At 62.8% G+C, this 21,491-nt stretch carries 21 protein-coding genes and 1 tRNA gene; 13 read left to right on the top strand and 9 right to left on the bottom strand.

Going from position 1 to position 21,491, the window contains the following annotated elements; translation table 11 throughout:
- Positions 1 to 130: 130 nt before the first annotated feature.
- A complete protein-coding gene (locus BLU15_RS09385; RefSeq protein WP_077962548.1) occupies positions 131 to 1,030 on the top strand; it encodes an LOG family protein in 900 nt (299 codons plus the stop codon).
- 118 nt (positions 1,031 to 1,148) lie between these two features.
- Here the strand turns inward: BLU15_RS09385 and BLU15_RS09380 are convergent, their stop codons facing one another.
- Both BLU15_RS09380 and BLU15_RS09375 read right to left on the bottom strand, forming a co-directional pair.
- Positions 1,149 to 1,670 (bottom strand): EF-hand domain-containing protein, encoded by a 522-nt coding sequence (locus BLU15_RS09380; protein WP_162728662.1) that lies wholly within the window; start codon positions 1,668 to 1,670, stop codon positions 1,149 to 1,151.
- 168 nt (positions 1,671 to 1,838) lie between these two features.
- Positions 1,839 to 2,552: a pyrimidine 5'-nucleotidase gene (locus tag BLU15_RS09375; protein WP_090295082.1), complete on the bottom strand. Its 714-nt coding sequence runs from the start codon at positions 2,550 to 2,552 to the stop codon at positions 1,839 to 1,841.
- A 155-nt stretch (positions 2,553 to 2,707) separates the two neighbouring features.
- Here BLU15_RS09375 and BLU15_RS09370 point away from each other — a divergent pair, with 155 nt between their 5' ends.
- From BLU15_RS09370 to bchE, 5 genes are all read left to right on the top strand, one after another.
- Positions 2,708 to 3,499 carry a sterol desaturase family protein gene (locus BLU15_RS09370; RefSeq protein WP_162731809.1) on the top strand — a complete coding sequence of 264 codons (792 nt, stop codon included), beginning with the start codon at positions 2,708 to 2,710 and terminating at the stop codon, positions 3,497 to 3,499.
- Positions 3,500 to 3,557: 58 nt separating this feature from the next.
- Positions 3,558 to 4,472, top strand: coding sequence for a DMT family transporter (locus BLU15_RS09365; protein ID WP_090295078.1), 915 nt, complete (start codon positions 3,558 to 3,560; stop codon positions 4,470 to 4,472).
- A gap of 57 nt (positions 4,473 to 4,529) precedes the next feature.
- Positions 4,530 to 5,609 carry a bifunctional transcriptional activator/DNA repair enzyme AdaA gene (locus tag BLU15_RS09360; protein ID WP_089043201.1) on the top strand — a complete coding sequence of 360 codons (1,080 nt, stop codon included), beginning with the start codon at positions 4,530 to 4,532 and terminating at the stop codon, positions 5,607 to 5,609.
- Positions 5,606 to 6,376 (top strand): isocitrate lyase/PEP mutase family protein, encoded by a 771-nt coding sequence (locus BLU15_RS09355; RefSeq protein ID WP_090295077.1) that lies wholly within the window; start codon positions 5,606 to 5,608, stop codon positions 6,374 to 6,376. The genes BLU15_RS09360 and BLU15_RS09355 overlap by 4 nt, the downstream gene beginning before the upstream one ends.
- A 147-nt stretch (positions 6,377 to 6,523) precedes the next feature.
- Positions 6,524 to 8,053, top strand: a complete 1,530-nt coding sequence (gene bchE, locus BLU15_RS09350) for a magnesium-protoporphyrin IX monomethyl ester anaerobic oxidative cyclase (RefSeq protein WP_090295075.1) — start codon at positions 6,524 to 6,526, stop codon at positions 8,051 to 8,053.
- 64 nt (positions 8,054 to 8,117) lie between these two features.
- Here bchE and argB read toward each other — a convergent pair whose 3' ends face one another.
- Entirely contained in the window at positions 8,118 to 9,005 is an 888-nt protein-coding gene (argB, locus tag BLU15_RS09345; protein ID WP_034797321.1) for an acetylglutamate kinase, read from the bottom strand.
- A 152-nt stretch (positions 9,006 to 9,157) separates the two neighbouring features.
- Here argB and BLU15_RS09340 point away from each other — a divergent pair, with 152 nt between their 5' ends.
- The 4 genes from BLU15_RS09340 to msrB all read left to right on the top strand — a co-directional run bounded on the left by BLU15_RS09340 (position 9,158) and on the right by msrB (position 11,841).
- Positions 9,158 to 9,697 carry a sigma-70 family RNA polymerase sigma factor gene (locus BLU15_RS09340; RefSeq protein ID WP_090295073.1) on the top strand — a complete coding sequence of 180 codons (540 nt, stop codon included), beginning with the start codon at positions 9,158 to 9,160 and terminating at the stop codon, positions 9,695 to 9,697.
- The gene (locus tag BLU15_RS09335) at positions 9,694 to 10,413 is read left to right on the top strand and encodes an anti-sigma factor (RefSeq protein ID WP_060607221.1); all 720 of its coding nucleotides are present in this window, start codon (positions 9,694 to 9,696) and stop codon (positions 10,411 to 10,413) included. The genes BLU15_RS09340 and BLU15_RS09335 overlap by 4 nt, the downstream gene beginning before the upstream one ends.
- Before the next feature lie 166 nt (positions 10,414 to 10,579).
- Positions 10,580 to 11,137: a fasciclin domain-containing protein gene (locus tag BLU15_RS09330; RefSeq protein ID WP_090295071.1), complete on the top strand. Its 558-nt coding sequence runs from the start codon at positions 10,580 to 10,582 to the stop codon at positions 11,135 to 11,137.
- A 212-nt stretch (positions 11,138 to 11,349) separates the two neighbouring features.
- Positions 11,350 to 11,841 (top strand): peptide-methionine (R)-S-oxide reductase MsrB, encoded by a 492-nt coding sequence (msrB, locus tag BLU15_RS09325; protein WP_090295070.1) that lies wholly within the window; start codon positions 11,350 to 11,352, stop codon positions 11,839 to 11,841.
- Positions 11,842 to 11,854: 13 nt separating this feature from the next.
- Here the strand turns inward: msrB and BLU15_RS09320 are convergent, their stop codons facing one another.
- The 6 genes from BLU15_RS09320 to rpmH form a co-directional block, all read right to left on the bottom strand.
- Entirely contained in the window at positions 11,855 to 12,391 is a 537-nt protein-coding gene (locus BLU15_RS09320; RefSeq protein ID WP_034797308.1) for a DUF1269 domain-containing protein, read from the bottom strand.
- A gap of 149 nt (positions 12,392 to 12,540) precedes the next feature.
- The gene (yihA, locus tag BLU15_RS09315) at positions 12,541 to 13,194 is read right to left on the bottom strand and encodes a ribosome biogenesis GTP-binding protein YihA/YsxC (RefSeq protein WP_060607324.1); all 654 of its coding nucleotides are present in this window, start codon (positions 13,192 to 13,194) and stop codon (positions 12,541 to 12,543) included.
- Between the two features lie 56 nt (positions 13,195 to 13,250).
- Positions 13,251 to 14,183 (bottom strand): DMT family transporter, encoded by a 933-nt coding sequence (locus BLU15_RS09310; protein ID WP_090295069.1) that lies wholly within the window; start codon positions 14,181 to 14,183, stop codon positions 13,251 to 13,253.
- 159 nt (positions 14,184 to 14,342) lie between these two features.
- Positions 14,343 to 16,130, bottom strand: a complete 1,788-nt coding sequence (yidC, locus tag BLU15_RS09305; RefSeq protein WP_034797302.1) for a membrane protein insertase YidC — start codon at positions 16,128 to 16,130, stop codon at positions 14,343 to 14,345.
- Positions 16,130 to 16,528 carry a ribonuclease P protein component gene (gene rnpA, locus BLU15_RS09300; RefSeq protein ID WP_034797300.1) on the bottom strand — a complete coding sequence of 133 codons (399 nt, stop codon included), beginning with the start codon at positions 16,526 to 16,528 and terminating at the stop codon, positions 16,130 to 16,132. Before rnpA ends, yidC begins: the two co-directional genes overlap by 1 nt.
- 20 nt (positions 16,529 to 16,548) lie before the next feature.
- A complete protein-coding gene (gene rpmH, locus BLU15_RS09295) occupies positions 16,549 to 16,683 on the bottom strand; it encodes a 50S ribosomal protein L34 (protein ID WP_060519824.1) in 135 nt (44 codons plus the stop codon).
- A gap of 397 nt (positions 16,684 to 17,080) precedes the next feature.
- Here rpmH and BLU15_RS09290 point away from each other — a divergent pair, with 397 nt between their 5' ends.
- From BLU15_RS09290 to BLU15_RS09280, 3 genes are all read left to right on the top strand, one after another.
- Positions 17,081 to 19,084, top strand: coding sequence for a methyl-accepting chemotaxis protein (locus BLU15_RS09290; RefSeq protein WP_034797297.1), 2,004 nt, complete (start codon positions 17,081 to 17,083; stop codon positions 19,082 to 19,084).
- Positions 19,085 to 19,528: 444 nt separating this feature from the next.
- A complete protein-coding gene (locus BLU15_RS09285; protein ID WP_060519828.1) occupies positions 19,529 to 21,010 on the top strand; it encodes a sensor histidine kinase in 1,482 nt (493 codons plus the stop codon).
- 321 nt (positions 21,011 to 21,331) lie between these two features.
- Positions 21,332 to 21,408 (top strand) — tRNA-Arg (locus BLU15_RS09280).
- The last annotated feature ends 83 nt before the right edge of the window (positions 21,409 to 21,491 follow it).

Raw genomic sequence — 21,491 nt, 5'->3', positions numbered from 1 at the left:
ACCCGTTCGGGATACGCAAAGGCCGCCGCAGCGCGCTGATGCGCTTGCGACCTTCATGACCGAGGATTGAGGATAGGACGCGTCTGGACGAGATGCCGATTGTCCGGAACGCGACGGGAAAGACGAGAATATGGCACGCATGAAGAAGCGCGCTCTGCGCCGCAAAGATGGGGTCTGGGATCCGCTGGCCGACAGCTCGCAGAGCCGGCAACGCGCACAGACCGTTCCGGTCACGCCGCAATCGGCTTCGCCTTCCTATCGCCTCGCCTATATCGACGACGATTTTCTCTGCCGCGAGGAACTGCGCCCGATCCGGCTGCAGCTCGAACTCCTGAAGACCGAAATGATGCTGGAAGAGCGCGGCATCAACTCCACCGTCGTCATGTTCGGCGGCGCTCGCATTCCTGAGCCCGGCGGCGACGCCTGGGCGGCGAAGAACGAGACGCAGCGCAAGAACCTCGAAGCCGCCTCGGTCTATTACGAGGAAGCACGCAAGTTCGCGCGGCTCTGCTCCGAGCATTCGGCCAAGCTGCACTACAAGGAATATGTCGTCGTCACCGGCGGCGGGCCGGGCGTGATGGAGGCGGGCAATCGCGGCGCCGATGATGTCGGCGCGCCGTCGATCGGCCTCAACATCGTGCTGCCGCACGAGCAGGCGCCCAATCGCTACGTGACGCCCGAACTGTCGTTCAACTTCCACTATTTCGCCATCCGCAAGATGCACTTCCTGTTGCGCGCCAAGGCCGTCACCGTTTTCCCGGGCGGCTTCGGCACGCTGGACGAGCTTTTCGAGACGATGACGCTGATGCAGACCGGGCGTCTTGCGCTGGTTCCGCTCATTCTCTTCGGGGAAAAATTCTGGCGCTCGATCGTCAATTTCGAGGCGCTTGCCGAGTTCGGCACGATCGCGCCCAACGATGTCGACCTAGTCCACTTCGTCGAAACGGCCGAGGAAGCCTGGGAGATCATCTCCCGCTTCTACGAAACGGTCGATCCGAAGTCGGTGCCGATGGCGAACGGCCGCCGCTGAAACGATCTCGCGCGGAACGCCTCCGACAATGCGCATAGCCCCTCGCTGGGGGGAGCAAGGGGCTATGGGCTAGCCGGGAGCCTCTCCACCGGGCGGTGGGGAGAGAGAAGAGCTCCCGTCAGATCTTCTTGGTAAAGTCGGCCGCGTCGATGACGCCGTCGCCATTCTTGTCACGCCGCTTGAACATGGCTTCCGCGGCGCCTGAAACCTCGCTGGCACTCAAGGAGCCGTTGCCGTCGGTATCGACGCGCTTGAAGGCCTTGGGCCGCAGGCCAGGCAGCATGGCCGGGCGGGCTTCCTTCAGCTTGGCAAGGGCGGTCTCGCGCTCCGTGCCGGTCTTTGCCTTGGCGTCCTTCCAGGCCTTGCGCGCCTCACGGAAGGCCTCGCGCTTGACCTTCATTTCTTCGGCGCTGATCTGCCCGTCGCCATTGGTATCGAAGGTTTTGAAATTGTCGGAGATCCGCGCCTGGAACTCGGTGAGCGAAACCTTCTGGTCCTTGTTGGTGTCGAGGCGCTCTATCATGCGCTGGCCGCGCTGCTCGGGCGTCATCTTTTCGCGGGCAGCAAAGGAGGGGGAGGCCATTCCGGTGACGGCGACGGAGAGTGCAGCCACGCCGAGGATCAGGGTCTTGTTCGGCATCATGCGTCCTTTCGATCGGTTGTTTCTGATCGCAAGGATAGACGCGGGTGCAGCCGACGCCAGTTAAACTTTGGTAATTTAAGTCATTGGCCGAAAAGGGGTTTTTCGGCGGCAAAATTGTGTCGCAGCGGGCGGGACGCCGTCTTTGCGGCGTCCGCCAGCGCCACTCTAGAGATCTGTGAGGAGGCTCCGCAGGAAGCCGGTGAGGTCTTCCGTCACGTAGTCGATCTGCTCGTCGGTGTCGTTCGACTTTTCCCACGATTCCGCAAAGGTGTATTCGAGGTTCTGCGGCACCAGCAGCACCGTCTTCATGCCCAGCGCCTTCGGCACGAGGAGATTGCGCGGCAGGTCCTCGAACATCACGGCATTGCGGGTATCGACCCGGTGCAGGCTCATGAACTTGTCATAGGTCTCGCCCGCGGGCTTCGGCACGAAGTCGGCGGCGACGATATCGAAGATGTCGTCGAAATGGTCGAGGATCCCGAGCGCCCGGGCCGTCATCTGCGCATGGGCAACGCTGCCATTGGTGAAGATGAACTTGCGGCCGGGAAGCGACTTGATCGCTTCGCCGAGCGCCGGGTCGGCCGGAACGATCGAATAGTCGATCGCATGGGCCTGCTCGAGGAACTCGTTCGGGTCGATGCCGTGATGGACCATCAGGCCTTTGAGCGTCGTGCCGTGGTCGCGGTAATAGTCCTTCTGCAGCTTCTTGGCGTCGGCCGGATCGAGCGACAAAAGCTTCGCCACATAGGCCGTCATGTTGCGGTCGATCTGCGCAAACAGGTTGACGTGGTGGGGATAGAGCGTGTTGTCGAGGTCGAAGACCCAGTCGGTGACATGGGCGAATTCGGAGCGGGTCGGCAGGCGGTCGAGCTTTTTCATGACCGCCTTATGACACGACCGACCGTGGCGGCAAACGGGAAAATGGCGATGCGGGGCCGGGCGTAATGCTGGCGCATAGATTAGCGCTTTGAATTGGCGGTTGTGCGTGGCATCTTCCGGCTCGCGCGGTTTTTGGCTCGGGGATGCGGATGCCAATGTCGAACGAAGTATTCTATCTGCTCTTTCTGTTCGGGTTTTACACGTTCACCGTCGTTACCTATTTCGCGCTTGGCTATGGCATCACATGGCTCAACGAGCGCAATCCCGAGCGAAAGATCCAGAAGGGACGCGGTTCCGACAAGCGCCGCAGCGCCGAGATCCGCCAGAGCCTCAAATCGATGTTCAGCGCCTGCCTGCCGCTGACGATCGGACTCTACGCCCAGCAGAAGGGCTGGGCGCCGGCGCCCTGGACGCTTACCTGGTGGAACGCCCTGCCGCTCTTCGTGCTCAGCATGATCCTCTACGATGCCTGGTTCTATTTCATGCACCGGCTGCTGCACACCAAGTGGCTCTATCCGCTGCATGCCCTGCATCATAAAAGCGTGGCGCCGACGATCTGGAGCACCTATTCCGAGGACGTCTTCGACAACTTCCTGCTTCAGAGCTTTTCGGCCGTCGTCGTTTTCGTCGTGCCGTTTCCGCCGCTGGTGCTCATCGCCCATCGGCTGTTCGAACATTTCAACGGCATGATCGGCCATTGCGGCTTCGAGTATTTTGCCGCCTCCACCGCGCGCTACCCGTCTCCGCTGCTGTGCACGACGTTCCATGATCAGCACCATTCGGGCTTCAGGTACAATTACGCCAACTACTTCTCCTTCTGGGACCGTGTGCTCGGAACGCTCGCGCCGAACTACGATCAGCGGGTAAAGACCTTCGAGGACGAGGCGCCCCGGATCACGATCAGCGAGAGCACGGAGCTCGCAGAGGCGCGGGAAAGGGCGGACTAGCAACCGGTCCGTTAGGTGGTCCTTGGCAACGAGCCGGCCTGCATGCTAGCTCGAAACGATGGAAACCTGGGTCCTCATCACCATCGCCGCGGCCTTCCTTCAGAACGTCCGCTCCGCAATGCAGAAACACTTGAAAGGCGTCATGGGCACGACGGGCGCGACCTTCGTGCGCTTCGGCTTCGGCCTGCCGTTCGCCTTCCTCTATCTCGTTGTGCTCTGGCAGGTGGTGGGCCGTCCGCTTCCGGTGCCGAACGGCACTTTTTTCCTTTGGGCGGTGATCGGGGGGCTGGCGCAGATCGCCGCAACCTTCCTGCTCGTCCATCTCTTCTCCTTCCGCAACTTCGCCGTCGGCACCGCCTATTCGCGCACGGAACCGGCGCAGGCAGCGCTCTTCGGCCTGATTTTCCTCGGCGAAAAGGCGAGCGAGGGCACGCTGGTGGCAATCGCCATCTCGGTCGTCGGCGTGATGCTGATTTCGGTGGCGCGCACGACCCTGAGTGCGCGCACGCTGGTGACCTCGGTATTCTCGCGCACGGCCGGCATCGGCTTGCTGTCCGGCACCTTCTTCGGCCTTTCGGCCGTCGCCTACCGTTCGGCGTCGCTGGCACTGGCGCCGAGCCTGCCGGCACCCGACTACATGATGCAGGCAAGCTTCACGCTCGGCTTCGTCATCCTCTTGCAGACCGTGGTCATGCTGATCTGGATCGTGGTGCGCGAACGCGACGAGCTGCCGCGCATCGCGGCTGCCTGGAAGCCGGCCTTTGTCGTCGGTTTCGTCGGCGCGTCTGCCTCCTTCGGCTGGTTCATGGCGATGACCCTGCAGCAGGCGGCCGTCGTCAAGGTCGTCGCCCAGGTGGAAATGCTCTTCACCTTCGCCTCGTCCTTTTTCATCTTCCGCGAATGGATCAACAGACTGGAGCTATTGGGTTGCCTGCTGATCGTGCTCGGTGTCGTCATGCTGGTGCTGATCTGAAAAATAGACGCCCGAAAACCGGCGTCTCCCGAGCCGTGGTCATGCTAGAACCGCGGCATGTTGTTCGATCTTCCCTCCGATGAAACGCTCTACGACGCCTTGATGGCGCGCAGCAGCGAATACGAAGGTTCGGCCTTCGTCTGCGTCAAGACAACAGGCGTCTTCTGCCGCCTGTCCTGCCCGGCCCGCAAGCCGAAGCGGGAAAACACGATCTTCGTCGGCTCTATCGGCACCTGCCTGGAGACGGGGTTCCGTCCCTGCCAGCGCTGCCGGCCGCTTGCCACGTTCGGCGCCAAGGATCCGCTCGTCCAGGAGCTTCTGCAGGCGCTGGAAGCAGCACCGGAGCGCCGTTGGAGCGAGGACGACATCGTGTGCCGCGGGCTTGATCCCTCGACCGTCCGGCGTGCCTTCAAGCGCGCGCTCGGCATCACCTTCCTCGATCTCGCGCGCCATCGTCGCCTGGGGCTCGCCGCCCGCCAGCTCGCCGACGGTGGTCGGGTGATCGACGCCCAGCTCGAGGCCGGCTACGAGTCGCCGAGCGGGTTTCGCGCAGCCTTCCAGCGCCTGCTCGGCGATGCGCCGGCGGCAGCGCAGGGGAGGGCGCTGCTCTCGTCCGACTGGATCGAAACGCCGATCGGGCCGATGGTCGCGGTTGCCGATGCGACGCACCTCCATTTGCTGGAGTTCCACGAACGCAAGGCGCTGCCGACGGAACTGGAGGCGCTGAAGCGCGCGACGCGCTCGGCCATCGTCCCCGGCCGGACGGCGCCGATCGATCAGATCGAAGGCGAGTTGAAGAGCTATTTCGCCGGCGAGGCGGGCGGATTTCAAACTCCGCTTGCGCCCGGGGGAACGCCCTTCGAGCGCAACGTGTGGGCGAAGCTCGTGAAGATTCCCGCCGGCGGGACGCGTTCCTATGGTGACATTGCCCGCGAGGTCGCTACGATCCAGTCCGCACGTGCGGTCGCCAAGGCCAACGGTTCCAACCGGATCGCCATCGTCATTCCGTGCCACCGTTGCATCGGCGCGGATGGCTCATTGACCGGTTACGGTGGCGGGCTCTGGCGGAAACAGTGGCTGCTTCGGCACGAGGCGAAAATGAAACCAGTCAGCCTGTTGGTGGAGGAAACACAATGAACCAGAAGGAAAAGGCGCTCGCCTTCGCCGCCCTGCATAAGAAGGGTGACCCGGTAGTGCTCTACAACATCTGGGACGCCGGCAGCGCCAAGGCCGTGGCAGAGGCCGGTGCCAAGGCGCTTGCGACCGGAAGCTGGTCGGTGGCGGCCGCCCACGGCTTCGGCGACGGCGAGAAGGTGCCTCTGGCCTGGCTTGCCGATATCGCACGCCTGATCGTGGCGAGCACCGACCTGCCCGTCAGCATCGATTTCGAAGGCGCCTACTCCGACGACGCTGCGACCGGTGCCGCCAATGTCTCGCGCATCCTCGACGTCGGCGCCATCGGCATCAACTTCGAGGACCAGATCGTCGGCAAGGGCGGCGTGCACCCGGTCGAAAAGCAGGCGGAGCGCATCCGCGCCATCCGCGAGATGGCTGACCGGCGCGGCATCCCCCTGTTCATCAATGCCCGCACCGATCTCTTCCTGCAGGAGGGTGACGAGAGCCGGCATGCCGGCCTCGTCGACGAGGCGATCGCCCGCGGCAAGGCCTATGCCGAAGCGGGCGCCAGCGGCTTCTTCGTACCGTGGCTGGTGGACGAGGCGCTGATCGCCAAGGTCTGCGCCGCCTCGATCCTGCCCGTCAACATCATGATGCGCCCGGCCGCACCCGACCTGAAGACGCTCGCCCGCGCCGGCGTGTCACGCGCCAGCTACGGTCCGGGCCCATACCGCGTGATGATGGAAGAATTGAAGGCGGCGGCGACCGAGGTCTACGCTCCGCGCTGAGCTCGGGGCTCGATGAAATCGCGCTGCGCAAGTTGCGCGATTTCACCGCGAAAACGTACGTTTTTGGCCGCAGCCTGGAGCTGTTATTTCCGCAATCTTCAGCTTTATCGTGTCTCTGGCAATTCTTTGCGACCCAAGAGGCACCGTATGAAGATTGTTCTGCTCAATCCGCCGCATACGGCCATCGGCAGCCGTATTCCCGACGATCATCTTCCGCCGCTCGGCCTGCTCGCCGTTGGCGGGCCGCTCATCGATGATGGCCACGCCGTGCGGCTCATCGATTGCGAATTCGGCCCTTTGGGCTTCGAAGAGATTGTCGCACGCGTGCTCGACGACTGCCCGGATCTTCTGCTGATCGGTCATTCGGGGTCGACGTCGGCCCACCCGACGGCCAAGCGTATTGCCAGCGATGTCAGAATGACCGCACCGTCCGTCCGGGTGATCTATGGCGGTGTGTTCCCGACCTATCATTGGCGCGAGGTTCTAAGCGAGGGCGGCGCCTTCGATTACATCGTCAGGGGAGAGGGCGAAGAGACAGTGCGACGGCTCGTGCGCGCCCTGTCATCCTTAGAACCCTTGAGCGAGGTTCCGGGCATCGCCTATCGCGATGATGACGGGGTTGCGCTCGCCACCCGTCCGACCGAGGCGATCGCCAATCTCGATGCCTACCGCATCGGCTGGGAGTTGATCGAGCATCGGCACTACAGTTATTGGGGCGGAAAACGCGCTGTCGTGCTGCAGTTTTCGAGAGGGTGCCCGCATTTGTGCAACTATTGCGGCCAGCGCGGTTTCTGGACGCGATGGCGGCACCGGGATCCGGTCGCGTTCGCTAAGGAGATCGCCCGCCTCCACCGTGAAGAGGGCGTGGAACTGATCAATCTCGCCGACGAAAACCCGACCTCGTCGCGCAAGGGCTGGCTCGCCTTCCTGAACGCCATGATCGCCGAGAACGTGCCGGTGCAGATCGTCGGCTCGACGCGGGCAGACGATATCGTGCGCGATGCCGACATATTGCACCTCTATCGCAAGGCCGGTGTCGTGCGTTGGCTGCTCGGAATGGAAAACACTGATGACGCGACGCTGAAGCTGATCAAAAAGGGCGGGACGACCACGAGCGACCGGCAGGCAATCGCGCTCCTGCGCCAGCACGACATTCTTTCAATGGCCACCTGGGTGGTCGGCTTCGAGGAGGAACGCCTGAGCGATCTTTGGCGTGGTTTCAGGCAACTTCTTTCCTACGACCCGGACCAGATCCAGGCGCTCTACGTCACGCCGCACCGGTGGACCCCGTTCTTTGGCCTCGCCAGGGATCGCACCGTCATCGAGCCGGACATGCGCAAGTGGGATTACAAGCATCAGGTGCTGAAGATGAAGCACCTTCACCCGGTCGTGCTTTTTCTGAGCGTGAAATTGATCGAGGTCGCGATCCAGGCGCGGCCAAAGGCCCTTGCGCGCGTCCTCCTGCACCGCGACCCGCAGCAGCGCCATTCGATGCGGTGGTACACCCGCATGGGGCGCAGGGTCTGGTTTCACGAGCTCTACGAATTCGTCTTCCGCCGCCGCCATTTCGCCGCCGGGCCGTCGCTTGAGGTGTTCTGGGGAGCGCCGCAGGAGGCCGAGGAGGAATCGATGTTACCGCCCCGCAGGCGCCATCCATCGGACAGCGAGGCCACATAAAAAATCCGGAAGCTGTGTGAGACGGCTTCCGGATCCTCGTCATGTCATTGCCGATCGGGGTGCGTCAGGGCACGATCAGCGTGCCGGCGCCGCGCTCGGTGAAGATTTCGAGCAGCACCGAATGGGCCGTCTTGCCGTTGAGGATGACGACGCCCTGAACGCCCGCCTTGATCGCGTCGATGCAGGTCTCGACCTTCGGGATCATCCCGCCGGAAATCGTGCCGTCGGCGATCAGCGCGCGGGCCTGGGATACAGAGAGTTCCTTGATCAGGTTGCCCTGCTTGTCGAGCACGCCGGGAACGTCCGTCAGGAACAGCAGGCGCGTGGCGTTCAGCGCCCCGGCGATGGCGCCGGCGAAGGTGTCGGCGTTGATGTTGTAGGTGTGGCCGTCACGGCCGGGCGCGACCGGCGCGATCACCGGGATCATTTCCGAGCGGGCGAGCAGGTCGATCAGCGTGCGGTCGACTTCGACCACTTCGCCGACGAAACCGAGATCGAGGACGCGCTCGATATTGCTATCCGGATCCTTGACGGTCTTGCGTGCCTTTTCGGCGAAGACCATGTTGCCGTCCTTGCCGCAAAGGCCGATCGCCCATTCACCCGTCTGGTTGATGAGCGCGACGATCTCCTTGTTGATCGAGCCGGCGAGCACCATCTCGACGATCTCGACCGTCTTTTCGTCGGTGACGCGCAGGCCGCCTTCGAACTTCGATTCGATGCCCATCTTCGTCAGCATGGCGCCGATCTGCGGGCCGCCGCCATGCACGACGATCGGGTTGACGCCCGACTGCTTCAAAAGCGCGATGTCGCTTGCAAAAGCGCGACCGAGCTCGCTGTTACCCATGGCGTGGCCGCCATATTTGACGACGATCGTCTTGTTCTCGTAGCGCTGCATGTAGGGCAGGGCCTGGGTGAGCAGGCGTGCCTGGATTTCACTTTCATTGGCGGACATGGCGGACCCTCGAAAAATACCGGCTGCTGTTTAGCGCAAGTTCCGGATCGATGGAATGATCGGAGAGCAACATAAAGGCCGAATGACGATACGGCTGGTTCAAAGTGAACTGCGCCCTATCTCTGGAGAGATGAGGCTTCGGGGCGCGTTCTATGATCGATGAGGATATGGCCGGCCTGCTTGGCCGCGTTTCGCTCGGCGATCGCGACGCCTTCGCCGAACTGTATCGGCAGACCAGTCCGAAACTCTTCGGCATCTGCCTGCGTATTCTTGGCAATCGGGGCGAGGCAGAAGAAGCGCTGCAGGAAATCTACGTCAAGATTTGGCAGCGGGCCGGCCGGTTTTCGCAAGGACAGGCGGCTGCGGGTTCCTGGCTGGCGGCAATAGCGCGTAATCAGGCCATCGACTTCATCCGGGCGCGCAAACCGGCTGCCAATGTGATTGACGAAGCCTACGATTTGGCTGATCCTGCTGCCGATCCGGAAAAGTTGGCAGTCGTGAGAGCAGAAGGCAGGCGGATCGACGCCTGCATGGAGGAGCTTGAAGAAGACCGCGCGGAAGCGGTGCGGCGCGCCTACGTCGAAGGCCTGAGCTACCAGGAACTGGCTGACGTCTTCGCGGTGCCGCTGAACACTATGCGGACTTGGTTGAGGCGCAGTCTCCTGAAGTTGCGAGAGTGTATGGAGCGATGACGACACCAACCCCAGAGGGCCGGGACTTTCGCCGCGACGAGGTGATCGCGGGCGAGTATGTGCTCGGCGTGTTGTCTGCCGACGATCGCCGCAAGGTCGAGGCCCGGCTTGCTTCCGATCGCAACTTTGCCGCCATGGTCGACCGCTGGCAGAGCAACCTTTCCTCCTTCGACGACGCCTATGATCCGGTGGTGCCCCCACCCAGGACGTTCTCCGCGATCGAACGGCAGCTTTTCGATACGTTGCGGTCGGAACCTGTACGGTCCCGCGGGCTCTGGCACTCGCTGGCGCTCTGGCGAGGACTGGCGCTTGCCTCGTTCGCCGCGCTGCTGGTGATGGGCGCCTCCATGGCCGGCCTGTTCGAGACGCGGTCGACCGGTGCCTCGCTTGTTGCCGAGCTCTCGGGGAAAGGCAGCGCCATCGATCTCGTCGCCCGCTTCGACCGGGCATCGGGCCGCTTGCAGGTAACGCCGGTGGCCGCCAGCCAGGCGGAACAGAAATCCCTCGAACTTTGGCTGATCAACGGCAGCAATCCGGCAATCTCGCTCGGTGTCCTGCCGCAGACCGGGGAGGGCGAAATCGCCGTGCCGTCGACCTTCCGCTCGCGGATCTCCGCCGGCTCGGTTCTTGCCGTCAGCGTCGAGCCGCTCGGCGGTTCGCCGACCGGCGTGGCCACCGGACCGATCATCGCGCTCGGCAAGGCGCGAAACCTCTGAGCGCGTAATCTCGATAAATACCCTTATTTATCAATCGACTAACTTTCCTGAAAATTCCTGAAACTCTTTCTCTCGTCCTTCCGTTGCTTGTCTTGTTCCCCCGCAGGGAACGGCAGTTTCGGCGGGCGGCCCATGCGCCGCCTCCCTCAACAGGAAGGAAGAGAAGATGTTCACGTCTGCCATCCGCTTGGTCGCAACAGCGTCCGTCCTCGCAGCAAGTGCCTTCGTCGCCCATGCCGAAAATCCGATGGTCGGCGGCGCGCCGATGTATGCGGAGAAAAACATCGTCGAGAACGCCGTTAATTCCAAGGATCACACCACGCTGGTCGCCGCCGTCAAGGCAGCCGGGCTGGTGGAGACGCTGGAGGGCAAGGGGCCGTTCACGGTGTTTGCGCCGACGAATGCCGCCTTTGACGCACTGCCGGCCGGTACCGTCGACACGCTTCTGAAACCAGAGAACAAGGACAAGCTCGCCAAGGTCCTGACCTGCCATGTCGTTGCCGCCGACGCGATGTCGGCGACGATTGCCGAGATGATCAAGAAGGACGGCGGCGAGCATGACGTCAAAACGGTCGGCGGCTGTGTGCTGAAAGCCAGGGAAGACGGCGGCAAGCTGATGCTGACCGATGAAACCGGCGGTATGGCGACGGTAACGATCGCCGACGTCAAGCAGTCGAACGGCGTCATCCATGTGATCGACAAGGTGCTCCTGCCGAAAGGCTGAGTTCGGCGGCGCCTGGCCGCTGCCGGCGGCCTGGCGCTTACCATAGGTCGTATCACCGATGGCCTTTCACCGCGTCACGATGCTTTGAACGGCATTGTTTTGCAGCGGGGGTGTCCGGGCGGTATCGTCTATCGCGACATCCGACAAATCGACAACGTACAGCGCTCCGCGCGAATGATCGTGACGCGCTTTAGGCCAAGTGGGAGGTTAGCATGATCAGCCGGCGCGTCTTCCTGATGGCAGGCACGGCATTGGCCGCAGCATTCGCGTTGCGCGGGCTCACGCCGCTTGCATGGGCAGCGGGAATCGAGCCCTTCGAGGTCGTCAAATCTGATGCCGAATGGCGGGCAGCCCTCACCGACGACCAGTACCGGATCCTTCGGCACGAGGACACGGAGCGCCCCTTTACAAGCGCGCTTAACCACGAGAAGCGCAAGGGCACCTTCCAATGCGCCGGTTGTGCATTGCCGCTCTATTCGTCCGAGGCGAAGTATGACAGTGGCACGGGCTGGCCGAGCTTCTGGCAATCGCTCCCCAATTCCGTGGCGACACGGGAAGACAATTCGCTGCTCATGACCCGTACGGAATGCCATTGCCGCCGTTGCGGCGGCCACCTCGGTCACATCTTCGACGATGGCCCGCCACCGACCGGCAAGCGCCATTGCATCAATGGCCTGGCGCTCGCCTTCGTGCTGTCTCGATAAGCCAGCCGGACGATTAGGCGCCGGCGGGCGGTGCAGCCGCTGTTGTGCCGGAGAGCGCTGCCTGCAGCTTCTGCTCCTGTTCGGGCGAAAGCGACGTTTTCAGCACGCGGCCGCGCAGGTCGGGGAATTCGGCGAGAACCTTTTCCGGCTGAACCTTGCGCACCAGGATGAACAGAGCGGAGGAGTTGTTCGGGATGGTGTTGCCGAGCGACTTGATGAATTCGTCGTCGATACCGTAGTCGCTGAGCGAGCCCGAGAGGGCGCCGGCACCCGCGCCGAGCGCACCGCCGATTGCAAAGCCTGCCAGCGGATTGAGGAACAGGAGGCCGACCAGGCCGCCCCAGAGCGAGCCGGAGAGCAGGCCCGAGGTGGCGCCGACGGCGGTCAGGTTGAGGCTCTGCTTGAGGTGGACCTTGCCTTCGGTGTCGCGCACGACGACCACCGCATCCTCGAGGTCGATCAGATATTCCTTCTTCAGCCCGGCGAGCCGGACCAGAACCCTGTCAGCCTCCTCGGGGGAATCGAACCCGACAACGATCAAATCGGACATGTCACACTCCTATCTCTGGCCGCGCCACCGTTCTGGACGCAACGCAGAGATAGAGCGGATTGCATGTCGGGGTAGTGACAGAGATCAAAGACATCGATTTCGCATGGGCGGGTGCTTGCAGCGCGATGCCGGACGCCCTGAGGCCCCCTTTAGCGCGCGATCGCGATGCCGATTGCCGCCCGCAGCTCGTCGAGCCCTTCGCCCTTCTCCGAGGAAGTCGCAAGGACTTCCGGGAAGGCGGCGGGATGCTTCTTGATCTTTTCGAGCGTCTCGGCGATCAGCCGCGGCACGCCGGCGGCCTTGATCTTGTCGGTCTTGGTCAGCACGAGCTGATAGGAGACGGCTGCCTTGTCGAGCAGGTCGAGCACCTCGTCGTCGTTCTTCTTGATGCCGTGGCGGCTGTCGATCAGCACGTAGACGCGCTTCAGCGTCGAGCGGCCGCGCAGGTAGTCGAAGACCAGTTTTGTCCAGGCATCGACCTGTTCCTTCGGCGCCTGGGCATAGCCGTAGCCGGGCATGTCGACGAGCGCCATCGGCGGCAGGTCGTCGGCCTCGCCGGAAAATCCATCCGGTACGAAGTAGTTGAGTTCCTGCGTGCGGCCCGGGGTGTTGGAGGTTCTTGCCAGACCCTTGTGGCCGACCAGCGCGTTGATCAACGACGACTTGCCGACGTTCGAGCGGCCGGCAAAGGCAATCTCGGCCGGTCCTTCCGGCGGCAGGAATTTCATGGCGGGGACGCCGCGAATGAAAATCCACGGCCGGCCGAACAACGGCTTGTCGTCTTTGGGTCTGGTATCGGCCATCGGCGGTCGGTCCTTCATCGAGAAAGTCCTTGGCTTCAAGGTTTTGGCCGTGGATGTCAAGGCGTCGGCGTGCGGACCGGCCGTGTGGGGATGGTTTGCGTCCGCCGGAATTCGTTGAGCAGGTAGGCCAGCAGCGCCAGGAGAATGAAGGTGCCGCCGACGATCGTCCGGCTGCTCGGCACCTCGCCATGGATGATCGCGACCCAGAGCGGCCCCAGCACGGTTTCCGCCGTCCCGAGCAGCGCGGCCAGCGCCGAGGGCACCAGCCGGGCACCGGTCACGAAGAGCGCCATGCCAAGCCCGAGGTTGAAGGCGCCGAAGACGAAGAGCAGCGCGAGCTCGCCTCCAGTCACCGCCAGGCCCGAGGACTGACTGGCGGCAATGCCGCTTGCGGCAAAGCAGCCGAAGCAGGTCGCCGGCGTCATGCGCACATGCGGGTATCGGCGGGTAATGACGGTTGCCAGCGCGAAGACGACGGGGATCAGCAGCGCCAGCGCATCGCCGACCGGTGACATTGTTCCCGTCAGGCTTTCCGAGACCATGATCCCGACGCCGAAGATGACGGCGGTGATCGCGCCCCAGGTGAAGCGCGATACCCGCTCGCGAAACAGCACCCAGCTCATCAGCGCCGCAAACAGCGGCACCCCGGCGCCGAGCAGAACGACATTGGCGATCGTCGTGTAGGAGATCGCAATGATGAAGGAGGTCGAGGCGATGCTGAAACAGAGCCCGACGGAGATGCCCGGCCAGCCCATGCCCTTGAACAGGGCCACCGTGCCGCGCGGTCCGTCACGCACCAGCATGAAGGCGAGCAGGAACAGGCCGGCAAACAGGCAGCGCCAGAAGACGATCGTCCAGCTGTCGGAAATGTGCAGGAACCGCGCAATCGCGCCGCCAAAGCTCCAGAAGAAGGCCGAGCCGAAGACGAGCAGGGCGCCAAGCTTCTCGCTGGCGGCGAACGGGGCGGAGGTGGCCGACGGATCGGTCATGACAAATTGTCCTGGAGCAGGGGCGCGCTGATTTCAATAACGCCAGATGCCCGGACCGCACGTCCGCGTCAACGCCATCCGCGTGTCGCGCCGCGGCGTGGAAACAAAAAAAGCCCCGGACCGAAGTCCGGGGCTCTGCGATTGTGCTACCGGCTGGCGTCATTCCGCCGGTTTGGGCTTCTTCGAGAACAGGCCCTTCAGATTATCGAAGAGCTCGATCTTCACGCCCTGGCGCTTCATGATGATCGACTGCTGCAGCACCGAAAGCGTGTTGTTCCAGGCCCAGTAGATCACGAGACCGGCCGGGAAGGAGGCCAGCATGAAGGTGAAGACCACGGGCATCCAGGTGAACAGCATCGCCTGGGTCGGATCCGGCGGCGTCGGGTTCATGCGCATCTGCACGAACATGGTAACGCCCATGATCAGCGGCCAGACGCCGAGGTGCAGGAAGGCCGGACCGTCGAACGGCAAGAGGCCGAAGAGGTTGACGATCGTCGTCGGATCGGGCGCCGAAAGGTCGTGGATCCAGCCGAAGAACGGCGCGTGGCGCATCTCGATGGTGATGTAGATCACCTTGTAGAGCGCGAAGAACACCGGGATCTGGATGAGGATCGGCCAGCAGCCGGCCAGCGGGTTGATCTTCTCTTCCTTGTAGAGCTGCATCATCGCCTGCTGCAGCCCCATGCGGTCGTCGCCGAACTTCTTCTTCAGTTCCTCCATCTTCGGCTGAACCTTCTTCATGTTCGCCATCGATGCGTACTGCTTGTTGGCAAGCGGGAAGAACAGACCCTTGACGACGATCGTGGTGATCAGGATCGCGATGCCGAAGTTGCCGAACAGACGGAAGAAGAAATCCATCATTTTGAACATCGGCTTGGTGATGAAGTAGAACCAGCCCCAGTCGATCAGCTTGTCGAAGTTGGGGATCGAGTAGGCCACTTCATAGTTGTCGACGACAGGAACTTCCTTGGCGCCGGCAAAGACGAGGTTCTTGATTTCCGAGGACTGACCGGGCGCGACCGTGATCGCGTCGCTCTTGTAGTCGCTCTGGTAGCGCGCGCGACCGTCGGTGAAGTGCGTGAAGCGCGTGTCGTAGGGGGTTGCCTGCGGCGGAACGATCGCCGCTGCCCAGTACTTGTCAGTAATGCCGAGCCAGCCGCCGGTTGCCTTGCCCGGCTCGACCGACTTTTCGTCCTCGATCTTGCCGTACTTCAGTTCCTGCAGGCCATGCTCGCCGAGCACGCCGATGAAGCCTTCATGAAGTACGTAGACGCTCGGCGTCGTCGGCTTGTTGAAGCGGGTCACGCGGCCGTAGGAGGAAAGGCTGAGCGGCTCGGCTGCGCCGTTCTTGATGCTGTCGACCACCTGGAACATGTAATGTTCGTCAACCGAGATGGTTCGGTTGAAGGTGATGCCCTTCTCGTTGGTGAAGGTCAGCGTCACCGGGGTCGCCGCGGTCAGCTTGTCGCCGCCCGAAAGCGTCCAGACGGTCTGCGGGCCGGGCACGGTGCCGGTTGCGTCGCTGCCGACATAGCCGATTTCGGCAAAGTAGCCGTCGACCGTTTCGGCCGGGCTGAAGAGGGTGATGACCGGGCTCTTCGGATCGACCGTCTCGCGGTATTCCTTGAGCTTCAGGTCGTCGAAGCGGGCACCGGTCAGGTTGATGGAGCCGGAAAGCGCCGGCGTGTCGATCGCAACGCGGGCCGATTTGGCAATCGCCTGGTCGCGGTTTTCACCGGCGCCCGGGATCGCGCCGCCGCCCGGCAGAGCCTGGCCCGGCGTCGCTTGAGTCGGCGTTGCCGACTGCGATTGCGCCTGCTGGGCCTGCAGCGCTTCCGCAGCGATGCGTTCCTTTTCCATCTTCGGATTGACGTAAAGGAACTGCCAGGCAATGAGGATCAGCACGGACAGGCCAATCGCCACGAAATAGTTGCGGTTTTTTTCCATCATAGTTTCCTGGAACCGGCCGGCGGCCGCTTCTGTTTCGGCTTGTTTTCGATGCGCTCGTGAAGGCCCCGGGTCAAGGCGTCGAAGGGAGCATTCAGGAGTTCGCGTCGGGCGACAATCACATAGTCGTGTCCGGGTTTCATTGCAAACCCGGCGGAAAGCCGCACCGCCTCTTTCAGGCGTCGGCGCATCCGGTTTCGCTCGACGGCATTGCCGTGTTTCTTGGTGACGGTGAAGCCGACGCGGGCTTCGCCTTCCGGATCGTTGCGGTCGAGCACTTCGAGGAGAAACAAGGGGCCTCTGCGGCCTTCTCCTGCCCGAACGGCCAAAAACTGCGGACGGCTTTTCAGCCGCCCGACAGTCGTTTTGTCTTTATCTGACGTCATGTGCCCGGACACTGGTTTCGGGCAACTTCGGCTTAAGCCGAAAGACGCTTGCGGCCACGGGCCCGGCGGGCCGAGAGGACCTTCTGGCCACCCTTGGTAGCCATACGCGAACGGAAGCCGTGGCGACGCTTGCGGACAAGCTTGGACGGTTGGTAGGTACGCTTCATTTATTTAATACCGCGGTGTGCGGCCCTTCTTGGGTTTGCGTGTAGCAAGGAGCGTTTACGTTATCGGACATGGCTCCGCCATTTCGGGCAGGAGGGCTTGACCGGACGTGCGCGGCTTATAAGGGGAATTTTCCCGGAAAGTCAATTGCGGGCGGCGATTCAGTGGCGACAGCACCGCAAAAACCGCCGGCGCACCCGCCAAAGGCGATCCGTCGGGCCGCGAAAAGGAAGGCCAACTAGCCGAGATTGGTAAATGGAGCCCTAACTGGATCTCCCCAGAATGCCGGTCGAGGGCGACGAGCTTTATTAACCACGCCTATTTTAGGGTCCCTCCGGTGCATATGGGGCGGCGGCATGTCCGATAATCGGAAGCTCTCGTCACTCCGTGGAGGTCGGGATGAAAATACGCGGTAAGATCAATCTAATTGTCGGCATCATGAGCGTGCTGGCGGTTGCGGTGACCGGCATGTCGCTGGTTGCTGTCAGTAAATACAACGAAAAGTTCCACCAGTACGAGAACGTGGCGAAGCGCGCCTTCTACGCGGAACGCCTCAATCGTCTGGTGACCGCGGTCGTCATGGAATCGCGTGGCATCTATGCCGCCCCGACCATCGAGAAGGCCAAGCCCTTTGCCGAGGGCATTCGCAAGAATCTCGACAAGATCGACACGCTGCTCGCCGATTGGCGCCCGCTGATCCCCGCCGACACCAAAGCGTCCTTCGACACGCTGGTCGCCCGCGCCGCGGAATTCAGGACCTTCCGCGTCGAGACGGCGCGGCTTGGCGAAGAAGTTTCACCGCAGGCTGGCAACGAGCAGGGCAATACCGACGCCAATCGCGCCAACCGCAAGGCGTTCCAGGAGCAGATCGACGGCGTCGTCGACATCAACCTGAAGACGCTTGAAGTCGTGACGGCTGACGTTGCCACCTTCGAGCGCAGCGTGATCATCACGATTCTTGCTATCGCCGGCCTTGGCCTCATCGCCGGCATTGGAGCGGCCTTCTACATCGCTACGAACCATTTGAGCCGTCCGATCCTCGAGTTGACCGGCAAGATGAAGCAACTGGCTGGCGGCGATCTCACCGCGGACGTGCCCTTCGTGGGCCGCAAGGACGAGATCGGCGAAATGGCAGAAGCCGTTCAGGTCTTCAAGCAGAACGGCCTGGCCGTACGCGACCTCAACGCGCAGGAAGCGGTACTGCGTGAAAAGAGCGCCGACCTGCAGTCGAGCATCGGCGTCGTTGTTGCGGCCGCTGCCGCCGGTGATTTCACCAAGCGCATAGGCAAGGACTACGAGAACGACGACCTCAACCGCTTTGCTGGCAGCGTCAACGAGCTGGTCGGCAGCGTCGATGCCGGTATCGCCGAAACCCGCCGAGTGATTGCGAGCCTTGCGGCCGGCGACCTGACCCAGAGCATGAACGGCCATTATCAGGGTGCCTTCGCCGAGCTGCAGAAGAACGTCAACGAAACCCTTTCCACGCTGCAAAAGACGCTGCGCGAGGTCCGTGTGACCACCGACTCGATCAACGGCAATTCGTCCGAGCTGCGTTCGGCCGCCGACGATCTGTCAAAGCGGACGGAGCAGCAGGCCGCAGCCCTTGAGGAAACGTCTGCAGCGCTCGACCAGATCACGGTTGCGGTCAAGAGCTCCACCGAGCGGGCGCAGGAAGCGACCGTCATGGTCAACGAAGCCAAGCACAGTGCCGCGCAGTCGGCGGCCGTCGTGCGCAACGCCGTCGACGCCATGGGCCGCATCGAGCAGGCCTCGAGCGAAATCGGTCAGATCACCAACGTGATCGACGAAATCGCCTTCCAGACCAACCTGCTGGCGCTGAACGCCGGCGTCGAGGCAGCCCGTGCCGGCGATGCGGGCAAGGGCTTCGCGGTCGTCGCACAGGAAGTGCGTGAGCTCGCCCAGCGTGCCGCAAGTGCCGCCAAGGACATCAAGTCGCTGATCTCGAAGTCGGGCAGCGAAGTGGCAACCGGCGTCCGCCTGGTACAGGAGACCGGTTCGGCACTTGGCGAGATCGAGGAACGGGTCCTGAAAATCAACGACCACATCCACTCGATCGCGACGGCCGCGCGCGAACAGTCGACGGGCCTCAGCGAAGTCAGCACTGCCGTCAACCAGATGGACCAGGTGACCCAGCAGAACGCCGCCATGGTGGAAGAGGCGAATGCCGCAACCCACAAGCTCTCCGGCGAAGCCAACAATCTCGCGAGCCTGATCGCCTACTTCAAGGTCGACAATGTTGCCGCCCGGCCGATCGCCGTGGCTCGGGAGACGGCCCAGCCGGTCGCATCGCCCGCCCGGCGCATGATGGGCAACGTCGCCCGCGCGTTTGGCGGCGGCGGCTCCGCTGCGGCGGTTGCCAAGGACGATTGGGAAGAGTTCTGATCGGCGAATTGCCTCACCAAGTGATTGGAGCCCGCGGTGCCATAAGGTGCCGCGGGCTTTCTGTTTCGTGAGCCTTCCAGACTTGCCCTCGATCAGGCCGCACGGCTGTCCTTGTCGTCCGCAAGGCTCGCCACTCGAACTGTTCCCTGGGTGACTTACACCGATGCCAATTCTGTGCAGGTAGGTCGAGCCGAGGCGGCGGCGCGCCGAAATTTGCTTCGGCGATGCAAGGGGAGAAAAATGGGCGGGACGCGATCCTTTGTCATGATCGACGGCACGAGACGAAGAGACAGCCGCGCCTATGCCGCACCCTCTAAGGTCCGTCTGCGATTGGAAAAACGGCGGCCATCTCCTATTATGCGCCCCAGGCGCGATGCCCCATGGCCCGGATGTTCATACGGGGTCCCAGGCGTTTTGGTTGACGGGCAGGAAAGTTTGTAAGGCATGGCGGAAGAAACACGTCCGGCGATGGCAGGCGAGGCATTGAGAACCGGTGCCGGGTTTTTCCGCGGCCTATCCGGCAAGCTGCTGCTCTTGACCATTGTCTTCGTCATGCTGGCGGAAGTGCTGATCTTCGCGCCGTCAGTTGCCACCATGCGCATTCGCTGGCTCGAGGATCGGCTGAATACGGCAGCCGCTGCTGCCGTCGTCGTCGATGGTCTGCAGAATGTCGAACTGCCGCGCAGCGTCCAGAAGGACACGCTGATGGCGACCGGCACGAAGGCGATCGTCATCCGGCGCAAGGACGCCTCGCGCATGATCGCGCTCACCGACATGCCGCTTGAGATCCAGGGCGAGTACGACGTCGCCAATTCCACAGCCGTTGCTGCCATCCGCGATGCCTTCGATACGCTGCTCTTCGGCGGCGACCGCGTGATCCGCGTCTATGGGCCGCTCGGCGAAAGCGATGCGACGATCGAGCTCCTGATGAAGGATGCGAGCCTGCGCAAGGCCATGCTCGTCTACTCGCGCAACGTCTTTGTCCTGTCGCTGATCATTTCGCTGATCACCGCGGCGCTGATCTTCCTGGCCATCAACCGCATGCTGATTGCGCCGATCCGGCGCATGACGGCCAACATGCAGGAGTTTTCCAACGATCCGGCCGATCCGGCCCGCGTGCTCGTACCGCCGCAGGGGCACGACGAACTCGCCGTCGCCGGGCAGCATCTCGCCAGCATGCAGCGCGAGCTGCAAAAGACGCTGAAGCAGCAGAAGAGCCTGGCCGAACTCGGGCTCGCCGTGTCGAAGATCAACCACGACATGCGCAACATCCTGTCCTCGGCGCAGTTGATTTCCGACCGCCTGGCCGACGTGGACGACCCGGTGGTCAAGCGCTTCGCGCCGACCCTGCTGCGCACCATCGACCGCGCCGTCGGCTACACCCGCGAGGTCCTGTCCTACGGTCGCACGACCGAGGCCGAGCCGCATCGACGCTTCGTTGCGCTGAAACCGCTGGTCTCCGATGTCGCCGAATTGCTGGCGATCGATCCGCAATCCGGCATCGATTTCCAGATCCAGATGCAGGACGACCTCGAAGTCGACGCCGACAGCGAGCAGCTCTTCCGGGTGGTGCACAACATCTGCCGCAACGCCGTGCAGGCGCTGACCAATCACGAGCCGGAGGATGGCCGCCCACGCACCGTTGCCGTTTCCGCCATGCGCATCGGCAGCGTCGTCACCATTTCCGTGGATGATACCGGGCCCGGCATGCCGCCCAAGGCGCGGGAAAACCTGTTCGCCGCTTTCCGCGGCTCGGCACGCTCCGGAGGCACGGGGCTTGGGCTGGCGATCGCGCGCGAACTGGTGTTGGCCCATGGCGGCACGATCGCGCTCGTCGAAAAGCCGACGCCGGGCACGCTGTTTCGCATCGAGCTGCCCGACCGGCCGGTGCCGCTCGACGCCTTCCGTTCGAAGTTCCGCCATTAGCGCCGCACATTCACCCTCTTGAGTGTCGAGCCGGAACCGTTGGTGATTCCATATTTGGGCGGGGTCTGACCGACCACCGCGCGCGGCTCGTCTGGCGCATGGGCGGCGGAGGTGGCACCCTTCAATTATTTTTCGCAGCCAGGTCCTGCGGCGGCACCCCTTGCTTTCCAGCGGGTTCAGCGCCGGCGCGGTTGCCTCGGTCCACAGCAAAGCGGGCGTGCCGTCGTAAAAATGAAATTTTTTACAGAACGGCGCTTGCAATCCCCGAAAGGACCCTTTAGAGAACCGCTCACGCAAGCGGTTCGACCGCTTCAGGCAAAAGCACCCGTAGCTCAGCTGGATAGAGCACCAGACTACGAATCTGGGGGTCAGGAGTTCGAATCTCTTCGGGTGCGCCATTCTTTTCAAAGGCATAGATGATGTCTAGATCCGGTTCTTCCTGATCGCCACTTGGGTCGCGCGTCGCGACCTTGCGTTTCGC

Origin of the sequence: Ensifer sp. YR511, assembly GCF_900103045.1 — a bacterium.
Lineage (GTDB): Bacteria > Pseudomonadota > Alphaproteobacteria > Rhizobiales > Rhizobiaceae > Ensifer > Ensifer adhaerens.
This window is presented reverse-complemented; position numbering and strand designations above follow the sequence as displayed.